We start from the raw sequence: 16,257 nt of genomic DNA, 5'->3' as shown, positions 1-16,257 counted from the left end.
TAAGCGCATGAAAGGCGCACGCGAGCGCGCTTTCCTGGCAGGTGGGCATTGTATGCGGGCGCTAATTGTGACGGTTCAGGGCACCAGCGACGCACGAAACGGTATTTTCAGGAGCGCCATTCTTCCATTGCCAGCGCCGCATGGTGTGTTTTGCCATGACCAAAGCCCCGGATGTCTTGCGGAATACGCGCCAACGCTCGGCAGCTTTCACGGAGCCGGCTTGGGCCACAGCACCCAAAGACGCAGCGGCTGCTTGAGCCGTCCGGCCAGCTCGCCTGCCGCAACACCCCAACCGGCAAAATAATCGGCCCGTACCGCGCCGAGTATGGCGCTGCCGGTGTCCTGCGCCAGCACCAGACGCTGCAAGTTGATTTGTGGCCCTTCGGAGGCCAGCCACACCGGCGTGCCGTAGGGAATGCTCTGCGGATCGACGGCAATCGAGCGTCCGGGGGTGAGCGGCACGCCTTGCGCGCCTTTGGGGCCAAAGGCGGCATCAAAGTCACCCAAACGCTCTTCCTTGAAAAAAACCACGCGCGGATTCTTCCACAGCAGTTCATTGACGCGCTGCGGGTTTTGCCGCAGCCAGGCCTGGATGCCGGGCCAGGTGGCATCGCGCAACTCGCCCTGATCGAGCAGCCAGCGGCCAATGCTTTGGTACGGCTGGCCGTTGTTCCCGGCATAGGCCAGCCGCACCAGGCGCACGCTGCCATCGGGTTCGGTCACCCGGACACGGCCCGAACCCTGGATCTGCAACACCAAGGCCTGCACCGGGTCGTTCAGGTACACAATTTCGCGGCCACGCAAGGCCTCTTGTGCTGGCGCCAGGGTGTCGATTTCCTGCCGGGTAAACCAGGGCTGGCGCGTCTTCAAATTGGCGGGTGGCTGGTACAGGGGCACCAGAAATCCCTGGCCGGGCAAGCGCCGGGCCTCTAGTTCAGGCTCAAAATAGGCGGTCAACAAGCCGCTCGCCGGCCCGCCTTGCAAGGGCTCAACGCGGTAAGGCTGGAGTCGGCTGAGCAACCACTGGCGCTGCTCAGCATCGGTGCCAATGCTCAAGCGGCGCACATCAGGGCACAAAGGGGCGAACACCGGCCCCGGACGCTCACAGCTCTTGAGCCAGGCGTTCCAGGCTTCAAACAGGGCATCGTTGCCAAAACCTGGCAATTCGGTCCAGGCCGCCGGCTGCCAGCGGCTGTTGCCGCGCGTCAGGGCAGCGCCAGCCACTGCCAGATCGGGCAACGGCGAGGCGGACGGCTGCTGCGCACCGGGTATGTTCTGCACTGGCGGGGGCGTGCTGCAGGCCACCAGTGCACTGATGAGGCATGCCGCCAGCAAGTAACGAAAAAATGCGGTCTTGGCCATCACATCAGCCGGTGTTCAAGGGCCGGCAAACGACTGCGGTATTGCTGCATCAGGTCCCAGGACAAGTCGGCCGTCACCACGCCCGGCCCTTGTTCGCGCACCCCCAGCAGTTTTCCCCACGGGTCGACCAGCATGGCGTGACCCCAGGTGCTGCGCTGGTTGTCATGCAGGCCACCCTGGGCGGCGGCCACCACGAACGCCAGGTTTTCGATGGCGCGGGCACGCAGCAGGACCTCCCAGTGGTCCTGCCCGGTGGTGTGGGTGAAGGCGCTGGGCACCAGCATCACATGCGCACCGGCCCGGGCGTAATGCCGGTACAACTCGGCAAAGCGCAGGTCGTAACACACACTCATGCCGAATCGCCAGGTGTGACCGTCCACGGAAGCCACATCGAAAGTGACGGGTTGGCGGCCGGCGGCGAGCACCAGCGATTCGTCATAACGCTCTACACCATTGTTGAACCTGAACAAATGCATTTTGTCGTAGCGCGCCTGGCACTGGCCCGCCGGCGAATACACCAGCGAACTGTTGAACACCCGGCCAGCCTGCTGCTCGTTGGCCGACTCTCGGGCCGGGCTGTCAGGCGAGGCAGTGAGCGGCAAGGTTCCGCCCACCAGCCACAGCCCGAGTTCGCGGGCGGCATCGCTCAAAAACTGCTGGATCGGGCCTTGCCCAAAAGGCTCCTGAATCGCCAGCTTGTCAGCATCACGCAAACCCATCAGGCAGAAATACTCGGGCAACACCGCCAGTTCGGCGCCGGCCTGCGCGGCTTCGCGCAACAACGCGCGGGCTTGCGCCAGATTGGCGGGCAGGTCTGTGCCCGAGACCATTTGGATGGCAGCGATTTTCATGGTTTCGTCTCCGGATTTGCGGCCTTGGAACGCGGCACTTTGGTGATTTTCGGGTCGTCCCAGGCGCCATCCACATGAAATTCCTGGGTCGCTGATTCAATCATCGGGCGGCGCAAAAACAACTCCGCCAAAAAAGTGCCCAGGCCAATGAGCGGGTTGATCGCCGTGGCCACCAGCAGCGACGCGGTGCCCGAACTGATTTCAGGGACCACGACCACCCTCAGGTCTTGCGTCTCGCGGGCAATGTCAGCGCTGCCCTCCATCAACACCGCCGCATTGACACCCTTCATTTGCAAGTTGTTGGTCAGCGCCATGCCCCTGTCAATTCTCACATCGCCGCGCAAAAAATCAAACGCAAAGCCTTCACTGAAGACATCCCTGAAATCAAGCGTCAGGCGCCGCGGCAAGGCCTGCAAGCTCAGCACGCCGAGCAGTTTGGCAATGCCCGGATCGGCCTTGAGAAACTGACCCGACGCCACATTGACCGTGAACGCGCCGTTCATGGACGGGTAATCCAGGCTCAGGGGCGAGCCCAGCCACCCCACCTGGCCCTCGAGCTTGCCGCGCCCGCCACGCACCACATCCTTCAGACCCATTCGATTGAGCAGGGCGCCACTGTCGGCAATATCGAGCTTGAAGTTCATCGCCGTGCGCCTGCGCTGCGTGGCGGCTGGCGTTGCGCCGGCGCCTTGTGGTACCGCGTTGAGCGCCGCCCAATTGCCACTGGCTACAAAGCTGGCCTCAGGCACCGCCAGGTTGAATTTATTCAGACGCCACTCGCGCAGCCCGGACTCACCCTGGCCTGGCAGGCGACTGCTGTTCACGGCCTCCACCTCCAGACGCCCCAGTTCTTTGCCGCGCAATTCAAAATCGTCCACCACAATGTCCAGCGCCGGGATGCTGGCCGGTTGGGCATCCAGCAAAGCCTCCACATCGGCCTGCGCGCCCGGCGCAAGGGTCAAGCGCGCCAGTCGGGCGTAAAGCCGTCCTTCAGCGCCACCGCTCACCGTGGCATTGGGCTGGCGATATTCAAGATAACCGTTGAGCTCGGTGGCAAGCAGATTGGCTCGCCACAAGCCTCCTTCGCGCCCAGCCCCAAGCACGACCTGGTTGAGCTGCCGTCCGCCAAACGTCAACGCCTCCGAGCGCACCGCCACTTGATTCGGAAAGTAGGACATGGCCGGCGTGTTGCCTGCCGCCAGCGCAGACCCTGTCAGTTGACCCTCGGTGGCCTGCTTCAAGACATCACTCCAAGCATCGACATTGAAATTTTTCAGGTTGATATTGGCACTCACGCCAGCCGCAGCCAGCGGGACCGACTCCTGCGCATCCAGCCCAACGCCTATGGCGCCACGCAGCACGCGCGGCTCGGCTTGCGATACGTCGCGCTCGTAAACCACTTGCACCAGGTTGGCCAATGACACAGTGAGCCGGTCTTGCAGCGGACCTGGCGCATCGGCCAGCAAGACGGTCTCCAGGCGCAATGGCATTAGCGCCTGGGCAGTCTTACCCAAAGGGGCAGGCAAACTCAACGCCATTCCCTGCAGGTTGCTGTTGACCAGCAGCTCGGTCACCCCGCGGCGCAGCCCAAGGGTGGCGGTATAGGCCGCGTTGCCCGTGGCCTGGCGCGCCAGTCGCGCCAAAAAATCCAGCTCGGACGCCTGGCGCAAACCCTCGGCCGATGCGACACCGCTGGCGCGAATCAGGGTCGGCGCGCCACGGCTGCTGGGCGACTCCGGCACCAGCACCCAGCCGCCGTCCAGACGCGCAGCCCCGCCCAACATCTGCGCCTGCACGGCGCTCAATGAGAATCCGGCTTCAGTGAAATTGACCCTGCCGCGTGCCTGCGTGAACCTGGGGCTGTTCGGGGTGATCTGCACCTCGTTGCCCGCCAGCGTGATGCCGCCGCTGACGCGGGATTGGCTGATCTCGTCAATCGGCAGCAACAGCCTGAGCTGGTAATCGGCATTGCCGGTGACTTTGCTGTTGACGAGCGCCTGCCCGGTCATGTCACCCAGGGGCGAGGCGTTGACCAGGCGCATCAACTCGGGCATCGGCCCCTTGAAATCGGCATTGACAGCGACCTTCGCATCGTCGAGATCATCAATCAGGGCCTCGACCCGGCTCACCTGCAAAGCCGTGCCGTCACCCAGTTTGGCGCGCCCGTTGTTGACCTGCAACTGCATCCGGTCGATCACCAGTTCACCGCTGAGGTCGTTCAGCACCGGCCAGGGCAGTTCGCCGCTGTCTTGCAGACTGCGCGGCACATAAGCCAATCTGGCACCCTCGATTTGCGCGGTGATGTTAAAGGCGCCTTTTTTGGGGTCTATCGAAGGCAACTGGTCGATCGCGCCTTTTACCTGAAAGCGCACCGAACTGGCGCGCCCGTCAAGCACCGCATCGCGCACGTAGTCGCGCGCCTCCTGGTTGATCACCAGCGGCAAATAGCGATGCACTTTTGTGCCATCGGCGCGGCTCAGGTTGGCCTGCAGGTCCAGCACCCCCGGAAACCTGCCCAGGCCGCCCGGCTTGGCCGGGTCGCTGGTTTCCCATTTGATTTGCGCCTCGCCCTGCGCGTCAGCATTGGCAAACTTGACCTTATCCAGTTGCACCGCGATGTGCTCGCCCCGCACTTGCCAGCGTGCCTCGGCTGTCAACGCGTCAACGGCCATCACCGGGTCCTGAAATATCGTGGGCAAATCAAGGCTGCCTGCCGCCATGGCAAGGCGGGCCTGGCCACCATCCTGGTCAAAATCAAAATCCGCATTGAGCGACCGCAACCCTGGCGAGGAAGCCACGGCGGCAACTTCAAGCTGACTCACCCGGCCCCTTGCGGTGTATTTGACCGGTGCCGCCCATGGCCCCTGCCAAGCGGCGTTCAGCGTGTCCACCTGGCCCTTGGGCGCATAGTCGCGCAGCTTGGCGCGCACCGTTTCGTCCAGAGGCAAACGACTGGCAATCTGCGCCAATGCGGCCAAGTCCAGCCGGTCGGCCCTGAATTCACCACGCTCAGACTGCCCGGCTCGGGCATGCGCCAACTGCAGATGGGCATTGCCGCCGGGCCAATGCAGGCCATCCTGCGTGTCAAAAGCCAGCGACTGGGTGTAGAACTCAAACCCGTCTGGCGACTTGCGCCCCCCCAGGCGCCCCTGCACCCGCTGCAACGCCAGCGGCTTCAAATCAGCGCCCAACACGACGCTGACTTCAGACAAGGCCACATCCGCCACCACCTGGGTGACACGCCCTTGCGCCACATCCATCCACGCCCGCAACCCGCCCCGGCCCTGGCTCAGGTCAACGCCCAGACGCACGTAGCGGCGCAGTTCAGACAGGTCGGCCCGCTCGAACGCGGCGTAAAGCTGGCCCTCCCACTCCTGCCAGCGGCCGTTCTGGCGTGACAGCAGCGGCTGCAGGAACCTGCCCTGCACATTGAAGGCGCTACCCCAGGCCTCGGGCGGCGTGGCATCCAGGCGCACATCGTGGTGACGACCCCGGTTGCGCACCACCAGTGCCACCTTTTGCAGCACCACCGGCTCCACGGCGCGCTGCTCGTCGGTCCAGCGCACGGTGCCATCGTGAATGGCGAACTCAAACTGCGAAAAAAACCAGTCGAGTGCCGCCGGATCAGCCTGATTGGCGTTCGAAAAATCCAGCCCGCCGATGGTGATTTTCCCGTCGGGCGCGCGCCGGATATCGAGCTTGGGCTGGTCCAGGTAAATCTGCTCAAAGCCCAGGCGCCACAGTGAGCGGGGCGACAGGGCAATCAGAACGCGCGGCAAACTCAAACCCACCCGACCCTGCGCATCGAGCAGGGTCACGTCAAGCAACTCAAATGAAGGCACCATGCCATTGGTTTGAGCGCTCACCGCACCGACCCGCACGGTTACCCCCAGGGCCTGCGAGGCTCGCGTTTCAAGCTGCGGGCGAAATTCGCCAATTCGCGGCACAATAACCCAGTGAAGCGCTCCCCAGGCCAGACCCAACAGCAGCCAAGCCACGACCACCACAGCCAAAAGCCAACGCGTCAGGCCTGACCAGGTTTTCAGAAGTTTGGAGGGAATGGGCGACACATTGATTCGATAAAAGTTGCTCAACCAGAATTATGACCCGACCCTCCCTGGCCACCCATTCCCGTTTTGCCCAACGCGTGCGCCGCCGCTACCAGGCCGAGCTTCCCCTGCTGGCCCCCGGCGTGCCGGATCCGGGGCATTTGCAGGCCACCTATCAAACCCTGCAGACACAGGGCCATGACATGGCCAGCGCGCTGCGCATCACGCGCCAACTGGTGATCGAGCGCCTGCTGTGTCTGGACTGCGAACAACTGCTGCCGCTGGCGCGGGTTACCCAGGCCATGACCGAGCTGGCCGAATTCGCCCTCAACCACGCTCTGCAACAAGCGCAGGCCGCAATCGACCAAAGTCACGGCGCTCCCCTGACGCCTTCGGGCCAGCGCGCCCAGCTCTGGATTGTCGGCATGGGCAAGCTCGGCGCGCGCGAGCTCAATGTGTCCAGCGACATCGACCTGATTTACATTTATGACGAAGACGGTGACACGGCGGGCGATGCCTTGGGGCGCGGGCGCATCACCAACCATGAATATTTTGGCAAGGTGGTGCGCGCGGTGTACGCGCTGGTGGGCGACACCACCGAGCATGGTTTTGTGTTCCGTGTCGACCTGGCCTTGCGCCCCAATGGCAACTCGGGCCCGGCAGCGGTGTCGCTGGACGCGCTGGAGGAATACCTGCATGTGCAGGGGCGCGAGTGGGAACGCTTTGCCTGGCTCAAAAGCCGGGTGGTGGCGCCTTTTGAGAGCGTCACCAGCGGCACCACCCAGGCGCTGCGCAAGGTGGTCATGCCCTTTGTCTTTCGGCGCTACCTTGACTACAGCGTTTTTGACGCCCTGCGTGTGCTGCACCGGCAAATACGCGAGCACGCCGCCAAACGCAGCGCCGGCCACCCCGAGCGCGCCAATGATGTCAAGCTCTCGCGCGGCGGCATCCGCGAGATTGAATTCACCGTGCAACTGCTGCAGGTGGTGCGCGCCGGACATTTTCCCGAGCTCCGCACCCGCCCGACTTTGAGCGCGCTGCCACGTCTGGTGCGCGCCAATCTGATGTCAGAGCTGACCGCAACCGCACTGGCCCAGGCCTACATCTTCCTGCGCCAGATCGAACACCGCATCCAGTACCTGGACGACCAGCAAACCCATGTGCTGCCCACCCAGGACCACGATCTGGACTGGATATCGCAGACCATGGGTTATGCCTCCCCGCATGCGCTGCTGGGCCAGCTTGATGCCCACCGCGAACTGGTGGCGCAAGAATTTGACAAACTGCTGGGTGGTCCCGAGCCTGAATGCAAGGGCTGCAACAATGGCAAAGCCAAGCCGGCCAATCAGACCATCGACGACTTGTTGCCGCAGCTGGGCGACGACTTTCGCCAGCGGCTTGCGTCCTGGTGCCAGCACCCGCGCGTGCTGGCGCTGCGCGACGAGGCCCGCGAGCGCCTGCTGCGCCTGCTTGGACGCACCGCGCAATGGGTTCGCGAAGACCGCGTGACCGAGGCGGCGGCAGTGCGCCTGGTGGATTGGATGGAACCCCTGCTGCGCCGCGAAAGTTACCTCGCCTTGCTGTTGGAACGCCCGCAGGTGCACGAACGGCTGCTGCGCCTGCTGGGTGCAGCGCGCTGGCCGGCGCGCTACCTGCTGCTGCATCCAGGCGTGATTGACGAGCTGGCCAGCCCCGCCATGATGCAGGAACGCTTCAACGCTGAGGAGTTTGAGGTCGAGCTCGACCACCGCCGCAGCGCCTTGACTGGCACGGGCGAGGACGACGAGGAAACCCTGCTCAACCTGCTGCGCCGGGCCCACCACGCCGAGGTGTTTCGCACCCTGGCGCGCGACATTGAAGGCAAACTCACGGTGGAGCAGGTGGCCGACGACCTGAGTGCGCTGGCCGACGCCGTGCTGCGCATCACCACCCGCTGGTGCTGGGCCCACCTCAAAAAGGCGCATCGCGCGCAGCCCCGCTTCGGCATCATTGCCTATGGCAAGCTGGGCGGCAAGGAACTGGGCTACGGCAGCGATCTTGACATCGTGTTTGTGTTTGATGATGACGATGAAAACGCGCCTGAAGTCTATGCCGCGCTGGTGCGCAAGCTCATCAACTGGCTGACCGTTAAAACCGGCGAGGGCGACCTCTATGAAATTGACACCGCACTGCGCCCCAACGGCAACGCCGGCCTGCTGATCACCAGTTTTGCGGCCTATGCCAATTACCAGCAAAAACGCGGCTCCAACACCGCCTGGACCTGGGAACACCAGGCCATGACTCGGGCGCGCTGCGTGCTCGGTGATGCGTCCCTACACGAGCGCTTTGATGCCGTGCGCAAGACAGTGATCACCGCGCCGCGTGATGCAAATAGCTTGCGCGCAGAGATTGTTGCCATGCGAGAGCGCATGGCAGACGCGCAACCGGTGAAAGCTGACAAATTTGACATCAAGTACAGCCCCGGCGGCATGATCGACGCTGAGTTTGTGATGCAGTTCCTGGTGCTGTCGCAGTCGGCTGCCCACCCTGAACTGATGGCCAACGCGGGCAACATCGCGCTGCTGGAACGCGCCGAGAGCCTGGGATTGCTGCCCGCGGGCGTGGGACACGCTGCCGCCGGCGCCTACCGGGCCATGCGCCAGGTGCAGCACAAGGCGCGCCTTGACGAAGCATCCATCCAGCTCGCGTCAAACGCCATGCAGGCCCAGCGCGAAGCCATTCTGGCCTTGTGGCACCAGGTCTTCGCGCCCTCCCCTTCCCACCCCTAACTTCTCATTTCGACAACATGCAAAAGACCACCCTGATCACGCTCATCGCTGCCACTGCCCTGCTGGGTGGCTGCAGCGAGCGCGCCAAGGACACCCACCCGCAACAACTGGTCAGCAAGCGCCAGGCCATTTTTAAAAATTTCACCAAAACACTCGAGCCGATGGGGCTGGTGGCGCGCGACCGGCAGGAATTTGTCCGGGCTGAATTTGTCGCCAGCGCCATGGCACTGCAAGAACTGTCAAGCCAACCCTGGCCCTATTTCACGGCTGACGGCAACTACCCGCCAACCCGCGCCAAAGCTGAGGTCTGGAGCCGCCCCGGTGACTTCAAAGAGGCGCAAGACAGCTACCTTGCGTCGGTGGAGAAATTGGTGCAGGCCGCGCAAAGCGCCGATCTGCCGGCCGTTCGGACCAGCGTGCAAGCCGTGGAAAAGAGCTGCAAGAGCTGCCACGACCAGTTCCGCAACGATGCCCCGGGCAGCTAGCGTGACTCTATTTGGCTCAAATTATCCGCTCTTACTGGTTTTCCTGGACAAGCCCTTAAACAGCACTTGGGCCAATTTGGCACTTTTGAAACAGCCTTACCGCTTCCCGCACACCCATGGCGCAGCCCGTGGCCGCCAGACATGCCTTCAGGCCCACATCTTCAGGGGCAGGCCTGTCAGCCGCCAGCCTCAGGAACTTCGGATCTTGTTCACCAGCGCCGTGGTGGAGTAACCCGTGACAAACGGCAGCGCCAGCGCCCGGCCACCCCAGGACTGCACCAGTGCGGTCTCGGGCAGCTTTTCCATGTCGTAGTCGCCTCCCTTGACCAGAATGTCAGGGCGCACCCGGGCAATCAATTCAAGCGGTGTGTCTTCGTCAAACCAGGTCACCAGGCTACTGCTGGTGAGTGCGGCCATCACAAAAGCGCGATCCATTTCGTTGTTGAGCGGCCGGTCCGGCCCCTTGCCCAAGCGCCGCGCCGAGGCGTCGGTGTTCAGCGCCACCAGCAGGCTGGCCCCCATGGCGCGGGCTTGCGCCAGGTACACCACATGGCCGCGGTGCAACACGTCGAACACGCCGTTGGTGAAGACCAGCGGACGCGCCAGCGCGGCCACGCGTGCCGCAAGATCACCCGGATGGCACAGTTTGCCCGCCAAAGCCGAAGGAAACGGGGCTTCAGGCATGGGCCAACTCCCGGCAACCATTGCTGACCACGGGCTGCCACGCTGGCTCCAAAGTCAGGACGGCACCCGGGCGAGAGCAGCGCAGCATCAGTCCGCGGCGCCGGCGTCAGACCGGCCGGGTGTCTGCGAAGCTGGCGCGCAGCATCAGCTTGTCTTGCAGCTTGACCAGATTGGGATATTGCTCGCGCCAGGGCAACTGGGGAAAGCGAAAGTCGAGATAACCCAGCGCCACGCCCACGGCGATGTCGGCCAGGCTCAAATGGATGCCGACGCAAAAGGGTTTGTCTGCCAGATCCCTGCTGATGGCCTGCAATGCGGTATCCACCTTGCCCAGTTGCCGGTCGATCCAGGCCTGGCAACGCTGTGCTTCGGTGCGGCCGCCCCAGGTGGCCTCGAGCCGGGCAAGAATGGCAGCATCCAGGATGCCATCGGCCAGTGCTTCCCAGGTTTTAACCTCGGCCCGCTCACGCCCCTGCGTCGGAATGAGCTTGCCCACCGGTGACAGGGTGTCCAGGTATTCCACAATGACGCGTGAGTCATAAATCGCATCTCCCGCTTCCATCACCAGGCAAGGCACTTTGCCCAGCGGGCTTGATGCCGCTATGTTGGTGGTGGCGGACCACACGTCTTCGAGCACGTAGTCATAGTCAAGCTTTTTTTCGGCCATGACGATGCGCACTTTTCGCACGTAGGGGCTGGTATTGGATCCGATCAGTTTGATGGGCATGTGGCAGGAGCTTGAAAATAGGATGTGGGCATTCTATACAGCGTCAAGGCGCTGAAGCGAAGCCACGGTTTTGATGCCACTTTTGATCCTCCTACAATCTTGGTCATGACTAATTCCGCGATTTCTGCTCTTTCCCCGCTGGACGGCCGCTATGCCGCCAAACTTGCCAAGTTACGCCCCGCCATGAGCGAGCAAGGTTACATGCACCGAAGGGTTCAGGTTGAGGTGGCCTGGCTTATCGCCCTTTGCGACTGTGGCTTCAAAGAGTTCAAGCCGCTGTCTCCGGGTGCGCGCACCTACCTGCTGGGTCTGGTCAAGAACTTCTCCGAGACCGATGGCAACGCCATCAAGACCATCGAAAAGACCACCAACCACGATGTCAAGGCGGTGGAATACTGGATCAAGTCCAAATTCGAAGGTCGGCCCGAGTTGGTGGCCGCCCAGGAGTTTGTGCACTTTGGCTGCACCAGCGAGGACATCAACAACACCAGCCATGCGCTGCAGCTCAAAAGTGGCCGCGACCAGGTTGTGCTGCCAAAAATTGACGAGTTGATTGTCAAGCTGCGCGAGATGGCGCATGCCTTTGCCGAGGTGTCGATGCTCAGCCGCACCCATGGCCAAACTGCCAGCCCAACCACAGTGGGCAAGGAAATCGCCAATGTGGTGAATCGCCTGGTGGCCGCGCGCGACAAAATCGCCAGCGTCAAGCTGATGGGCAAAATGAATGGCGCGGTGGGCAATTACAACGCGCACCTGTCGGCCTGGCCAGATTTTGACTGGGAGGCGTTCAGCCGCAAAGTGATCGAAACCCCCGAACCGCTGGGCCTGGGCCTGACGTTTCAGCCTTACAGCATCCAGATCGAGCCGCATGACTACATGGCCGAACTGTTTGATGCGGTGGCGCGCACCAACACGATCCTGATCGACTTGTGCCGCGATGTGTGGGGCTACGTGAGCCTGGGCTACTTTAAGCAGCGCCTGCGAGATGGCGAGGTGGGCTCTTCCACCATGCCGCACAAGGTCAATCCGATCGATTTCGAGAATGCCGAGGGCAACCTGGGCCTGGCCAACGCCCTGCTGCGCCACATGAGCGACAAACTGCCCATCTCGCGCTGGCAACGTGACCTGACCGACAGCACCGTGCTGCGCAACATGGGCGTGGCACTTGGCTATGCCGTGCTGGCCTACCAGTCGCTCGCCACCGGCTTGAACAAGCTCGAAATCAATGAAACCGCAATAGCCGCCGACCTCGACAGCTCCTGGGAGGTGCTGGCTGAGCCGATTCAAACCGTGATGCGCCGCTTTGGCCTGCCCCAGCCCTATGAGCAACTCAAGAAGTTCACACGCGGCGAGGCCATGACGCGCGAGTTGATGCAGGGCTTTATCGCCGGGCTGGACCTGCCAGAAGTTGAAAAAGAGCGTTTGCTGGCCATGACGCCGGCCAGCTACACCGGCATGGCCGCCGAACTGGCGCGCCGGGTGTAAACCCTTTTTTCATGGCTATCAAATCCACCATCTTCAAAGCAAGCCTGCAAATTGCCGACATCGACCACGGCTACTATGCCGACCATGCGCTCACGCTGGCGCGCCATCCGAGTGAAACCGACGAACGCATGATGGTGCGCCTGTGCGCGCTGGCGCTGCAGGCACACCAGTTGCAAAGCGTCTGCAACGGCGACGGCACGCTGGCTTTTGGCGCCGGCCTGAGTGACCCCGACGAGCCCGACGCCTGGCTGCGCGACTTCACCGGCCAGACACGCCTGTGGATCGAGGTCGGGCAACCCGAAGACAAACCACTGCTCAAAGCCTGCGGCAAGGCCGATGCCGTGGTGCTTTACTGTTTTAGCCAGGCGGCCGACATCTGGTGGCGCGGCATGGAAAGCAAACTGGCACGGCCCAAAAACCTGCGCGTCTGGCGCATCCCCACGGCGGCAGCGCAAGCCCTGATTCCGATGGCGCAACGCAGCATGGCGCTGCAGGCCACCATTCAGGAAGGCATGCTGACACTGGGCGATGGCACCCATAACGTGGAAATTGAGCCGCTAATTTGGAAGTAGTTGACTGGTGTCAAGTTCCTGAAATGTCACACGGGTAACATGATCCTGTTTCTTTCACTACTAACTAAATCATCATGTCCGCTCGTTTGCTCAATAAAGTTTCCATCATCACCGGCGCCGCTCAAGGCATTGGCCTGGCCACCGCGCTCAAATTCGCCAATGAAGGCGCCATCGTCATCGTGTGTGACGTCAAACAGGCCGGCGTCGACGAGGCCGTGGCCCAGTGCCGGGCCCTCGGTGCCACCGCTGAAGGTTTTGTGATGGACGTGACCCAGCGCGCCGTCGTGGACGACGTGGTGGCCCAGGTCAAGGCCAAATTTGGTCGTATCGACGTGCTGGTCAACAACGCCGGCATCACGCAGGATGCTCGCCTGCAAAAAATGACACTGGAACAGTTTGACAAGGTCATCGACGTCAACCTGCGCGGCGTGTTCCACTGCTCGCAGGCGGTGGCCGACGGCATGGTGGCCCAGGGCAGCGGTGTGATTCTGAACGCAAGTTCGGTGGTGGGCTTGTATGGCAACTTTGGCCAGACCAACTACGCCGCCACCAAGTTTGGCGTGATCGGCTTCACCAAGACCTGGAGCCGCGAACTCGGCCCCAAGGGCGTGCGCACTAACGCGGTGGCACCCGGCTTCATCACCACCCCGATGGTGGCGGCCATGCCCGAAAAAGTGCTGGCCGACCTGAGTGCCAAGGTGGCTTTGCGTCGCTTGGGCAAGCCGGAAGAAATTGCCAACGTCTTCGCCTTTTTGGCCAGCGACGAAGCCAGCTACATCAATGGCGAGGTGATTGAAGTCTCGGGCGGCATTTCTCTCTGAACCTTGCGGGTCAGACCACTCGCAAAGCGACGTGCTCTGACCCCAACTGATCAGGGACTCCCGGGAGTTTTTTTCTTTTCGGCAGCCCGCTCGGCGTATTTGTTAAAGCGCCAAGCGGTGCCTTCCTGCGTGATGCGACGCCAGATGGTGCGTTTTTGCACCGGCCGCATGCCGGTCCAGTGCTGCACCTCGGCAAAGGTTCGGCCGCAGCCTTTGCAGACTTCGTCGCCCTGACTGGTCGAGCAAATCGCAATACAGGGCGTGTCGGGCATGCTCTCGTACCAGGCCAGCCAGGCCTGCCAGGCCGCCTCGGACAGGGCCGTTTCTTCAATGTCATGGCGGCGCTCGAAGGCCATCACCGCGTACACCTCGGCCAGCGCCCGCGTCGGCGCGGGCAGCGCGGCTCCATCAACGCAGGGCAACCTGATGCGCCAAAAATTGATGGCAGATTCAATGTCGGTGATGTGGATGCTAGTCATGGGTCGGGCATCATAGCCCGCTGGCGTAGTGACCCGGCAAGGTGCTAAGCTCTCGCCCATGAAACTTATCCTGAAATGGCTGCTCAGTGCAGTCGCACTGCTCTGCGTGGCCTACCTTTACAGCGGCGTCGTGGTCAGCAGCTTTGGCGCCGCGCTGATCGCGGCTTTTGTCATCGGGCTCTTCAACATGGTGTTGCGCCCGGTGCTGGTGGTGTTGACGCTGCCCGTCACGCTGGTCACGCTGGGGCTGTTCTTGTTTGTCATCAACGCCCTGATGTTCTGGTCGGCTGCCGGGATTCTGGCGGGCTTTCACGTGCGCGACTTCTATGCCGCACTGTGGGGCTCACTGATCTACTCCGCCCTGGGGTTGGTCATTGACTCAGCTTTCGAGCGCCTGTTCTTTAAGTAAAACTTCAATCTGACGCCGCCGCGCGTCAATGATGGAGGCTTCGATGTGGTCCGCTGGTGTGCCCGATGCACTCGCGGCCTTCAGTCGATCCTGCGCGGCCATGAGCCGGTCCAGCGCACCAGCGTAATCCAGTTGCGCCACGCGCGCCTCGGCGTCTGCCCGCAAGGCGCGCAGACTCTGGTTTTGCGCGGTATACAGGCTGGCCAGCCATTGCCAGGCCAGCGCGTCCTGCGGCTCACCGACCAGCCAGACTTGCAGGCTTTGCGCCACGCGGTCGATCACCCCGATTTGTCCAGACTGCGCGGCAATCTGGGCCTGCAACAACATTTCCGGGCGACGCAACTGCGCTACTGCGGCAGGTTTGGCCGGGTCCAGCCCGATGCTGTCACCAAGCGCCAAAATTTGCGGCCGTGACAGGTCACGCGCAGCCAGTTCAATCTCCACACCCAGCCAGCGTGCCTGCCGGGCTGCCTCAGGCTCTTGCGCGGCCACTTGCTGCAGGCGCTCCCATTGCTTGCGCGCCTGCGCTGCATCACGCATGCGGCTGGCGGCCATGGCCGCACCATACAAGATGCCGGCCTGCTGCGCGGGGGCCTGACTGACCAGCCTCGCATCATCAGCCTGCGCCCGCCACAGGCGCAGCGCGTCAACACCAGAACTCGACAACACCCGCGCGCGCGCCGTCAGCATGGCGTGCGTCATGCCGGGCACCACATCAACCGTGTGGGGGGCGCCCAGCGGCAGGCGCGACTGCATGTCAGCCATGCGCTCGGTGGTGAGCGGATGGCTGCGCAAATAGGGGTAGGCACCGGTGTCATTGAGCCGGGCCGCCTGCTGCAGCTTGTCAAACATGCCCACGAACCCCTGCGCCTCAAAACCGGCCTGGGTCATCACGCCAAAGCCCACCCGGTCTGCTTCACGCTCCATGTCGCGGGAAAAATTGAGCTGGCTTTGCGCTGACAGGGCTTGCCCGCCGACGATCAGTGCGTTGCCGGCCTCGGGGCTTTTGCTGGCCGCCAGCGCGCCCAGAATCATGGCGCCGATCATCCAGGGAGTTTGCTGGTTGTTTTTGGAAATCAGGCGTGAAATATGGCGTTGGGTGACGTGACTCAGCTCATGCCCCAGCACCGAGGCCAACTCATCGCGACTGTTCACCACTGCCAGCAACCCCAGGTGCAGCCCAAAATACCCGCCTGGCAATGCAAACGCGTTGACGCTGCGGTCGCGCCCCAGGACAATGCGCCAGGCAAAGCGCTCATCAAGTTCAGGCGTAAGATCACCCCGGACCCGGGCCGCAGCCAGCAGCGGCTGCCAGACGCCCTGCACGTAGTCCGTCAACACCGGGTCGTCAATAAGGTCGGGGTCTCGGAAAAGCTCACGGGCGATGCGGTCACCCAGGCGACGCTCGGCACTGGCACTCATGTCACTGCCGTCGCCCAGCAAAGGCAGCGTGTTTGCCGGGTTGCCCTGCGCCTGCAACGAGACAGGCAACACCAAGCACATGGCCGCCAAAAAAAGCGCCGCGCGCGTTTTTTTTCTCGGGGCGGCAAATTTTTTGAGTGTGA

General features: G+C 62.7%; 13 protein-coding genes. 6 read left to right on the top strand and 7 right to left on the bottom strand.

The window, feature by feature from the left end; genetic code table 11:
* Positions 1-207 precede the first annotated feature (207 nt).
* The 3 genes from GPS82_RS04775 to GPS82_RS04765 are packed head-to-tail and all read right to left on the bottom strand — an operon-like array spanning position 208 to position 6,283.
* Entirely contained in the window at positions 208-1,362 is a 1,155-nt protein-coding gene (locus tag GPS82_RS04775; RefSeq protein ID WP_296491580.1) for an MltA domain-containing protein, read from the bottom strand.
* Positions 1,362-2,213 (bottom strand): carbon-nitrogen hydrolase family protein, encoded by an 852-nt coding sequence (locus GPS82_RS04770; protein WP_296491577.1) that lies wholly within the window; start codon positions 2,211-2,213, stop codon positions 1,362-1,364. The genes GPS82_RS04775 and GPS82_RS04770 overlap by 1 nt, the downstream gene beginning before the upstream one ends.
* Positions 2,210-6,283: a YhdP family protein gene (locus tag GPS82_RS04765; protein WP_296491575.1), complete on the bottom strand. Its 4,074-nt coding sequence runs from the start codon at positions 6,281-6,283 to the stop codon at positions 2,210-2,212. The genes GPS82_RS04770 and GPS82_RS04765 overlap by 4 nt, the downstream gene beginning before the upstream one ends.
* A gap of 32 nt (positions 6,284-6,315) precedes the next feature.
* Here GPS82_RS04765 and glnE point away from each other — a divergent pair, with 32 nt between their 5' ends.
* On the top strand, positions 6,316-9,030 hold the full coding sequence (gene glnE / locus GPS82_RS04760) for a bifunctional [glutamate--ammonia ligase]-adenylyl-L-tyrosine phosphorylase/[glutamate--ammonia-ligase] adenylyltransferase (RefSeq protein ID WP_296491572.1): 2,715 nt from the start codon (positions 6,316-6,318) through the stop codon (positions 9,028-9,030).
* 17 nt (positions 9,031-9,047) lie between these two features.
* A complete protein-coding gene (locus GPS82_RS04755) occupies positions 9,048-9,515 on the top strand; it encodes a cytochrome c (RefSeq protein WP_296491569.1) in 468 nt (155 codons plus the stop codon).
* A 189-nt stretch (positions 9,516-9,704) separates the two neighbouring features.
* Here the strand turns inward: GPS82_RS04755 and rfaE2 are convergent, their stop codons facing one another.
* On the bottom strand, positions 9,705-10,199 hold the full coding sequence (rfaE2, locus tag GPS82_RS04750; protein WP_296491566.1) for a D-glycero-beta-D-manno-heptose 1-phosphate adenylyltransferase: 495 nt from the start codon (positions 10,197-10,199) through the stop codon (positions 9,705-9,707).
* Between the two features lie 106 nt (positions 10,200-10,305).
* Entirely contained in the window at positions 10,306-10,920 is a 615-nt protein-coding gene (locus GPS82_RS04745) for a glutathione S-transferase N-terminal domain-containing protein (protein WP_296491617.1), read from the bottom strand.
* Positions 10,921-11,031: 111 nt separating this feature from the next.
* Here GPS82_RS04745 and purB point away from each other — a divergent pair, with 111 nt between their 5' ends.
* The 3 genes from purB (at position 11,032) to GPS82_RS04730 (ending at position 13,804) form a co-directional block, all read left to right on the top strand.
* A complete protein-coding gene (gene purB, locus GPS82_RS04740) occupies positions 11,032-12,411 on the top strand; it encodes an adenylosuccinate lyase (protein WP_296491563.1) in 1,380 nt (459 codons plus the stop codon).
* Positions 12,412-12,422: 11 nt separating this feature from the next.
* Positions 12,423-12,983 carry a YaeQ family protein gene (locus tag GPS82_RS04735; protein ID WP_296491560.1) on the top strand — a complete coding sequence of 187 codons (561 nt, stop codon included), beginning with the start codon at positions 12,423-12,425 and terminating at the stop codon, positions 12,981-12,983.
* A gap of 74 nt (positions 12,984-13,057) precedes the next feature.
* Positions 13,058-13,804, top strand: coding sequence for a beta-ketoacyl-ACP reductase (locus GPS82_RS04730; RefSeq protein WP_296491557.1), 747 nt, complete (start codon positions 13,058-13,060; stop codon positions 13,802-13,804).
* Positions 13,805-13,854: 50 nt separating this feature from the next.
* On the opposite strand, the gene GPS82_RS04725 is transcribed toward GPS82_RS04730, so the two are convergent.
* The gene (locus tag GPS82_RS04725; RefSeq protein ID WP_296491553.1) at positions 13,855-14,283 is read right to left on the bottom strand and encodes a DUF3717 domain-containing protein; all 429 of its coding nucleotides are present in this window, start codon (positions 14,281-14,283) and stop codon (positions 13,855-13,857) included.
* A gap of 58 nt (positions 14,284-14,341) precedes the next feature.
* On the opposite strand from GPS82_RS04725, the gene GPS82_RS04720 reads away from it, so the two are divergent.
* A complete protein-coding gene (locus GPS82_RS04720; protein WP_296491550.1) occupies positions 14,342-14,692 on the top strand; it encodes a phage holin family protein in 351 nt (116 codons plus the stop codon).
* On the opposite strand, the gene GPS82_RS04715 is transcribed toward GPS82_RS04720, so the two are convergent.
* Entirely contained in the window at positions 14,663-16,195 is a 1,533-nt protein-coding gene (locus tag GPS82_RS04715) for a M48 family metalloprotease (RefSeq protein WP_296491616.1), read from the bottom strand. The two genes, GPS82_RS04720 and GPS82_RS04715, sit on opposite strands and share 30 nt — an antisense overlap.
* Positions 16,196-16,257 lie beyond the last annotated feature (62 nt).

Source organism: Rhodoferax sp. (genome assembly GCF_011391645.1).
Classification (GTDB): Bacteria; Pseudomonadota; Gammaproteobacteria; order Burkholderiales; family Burkholderiaceae_C; genus Rhodoferax.
This window is presented reverse-complemented; position numbering and strand designations above follow the sequence as displayed.

Coding starts and splice junctions, on each gene's coding strand:
- GPS82_RS04725 (WP_296491553.1), bottom strand. CDS start 14,283: ATGACTAGCATCCACATCACCGACATTGAATCTGCCATCAATTTTTGG.
- GPS82_RS04775 (WP_296491580.1), bottom strand. CDS start 1,362: ATGGCCAAGACCGCATTTTTTCGTTACTTGCTGGCGGCATGCCTCATC.
- GPS82_RS04755 (WP_296491569.1), top strand. CDS start 9,048: ATGCAAAAGACCACCCTGATCACGCTCATCGCTGCCACTGCCCTGCTG.
- GPS82_RS04730 (WP_296491557.1), top strand. CDS start 13,058: ATGTCCGCTCGTTTGCTCAATAAAGTTTCCATCATCACCGGCGCCGCT.
- purB (WP_296491563.1), top strand. CDS start 11,032: ATGACTAATTCCGCGATTTCTGCTCTTTCCCCGCTGGACGGCCGCTAT.
- GPS82_RS04735 (WP_296491560.1), top strand. CDS start 12,423: ATGGCTATCAAATCCACCATCTTCAAAGCAAGCCTGCAAATTGCCGAC.
- glnE (WP_296491572.1), top strand. CDS start 6,316: ATGACCCGACCCTCCCTGGCCACCCATTCCCGTTTTGCCCAACGCGTG.
- GPS82_RS04720 (WP_296491550.1), top strand. CDS start 14,342: ATGAAACTTATCCTGAAATGGCTGCTCAGTGCAGTCGCACTGCTCTGC.
- rfaE2 (WP_296491566.1), bottom strand. CDS start 10,199: ATGCCTGAAGCCCCGTTTCCTTCGGCTTTGGCGGGCAAACTGTGCCAT.
- GPS82_RS04715 (WP_296491616.1), bottom strand. CDS start 16,195: ATGTGCTTGGTGTTGCCTGTCTCGTTGCAGGCGCAGGGCAACCCGGCA.
- GPS82_RS04770 (WP_296491577.1), bottom strand. CDS start 2,213: ATGAAAATCGCTGCCATCCAAATGGTCTCGGGCACAGACCTGCCCGCC.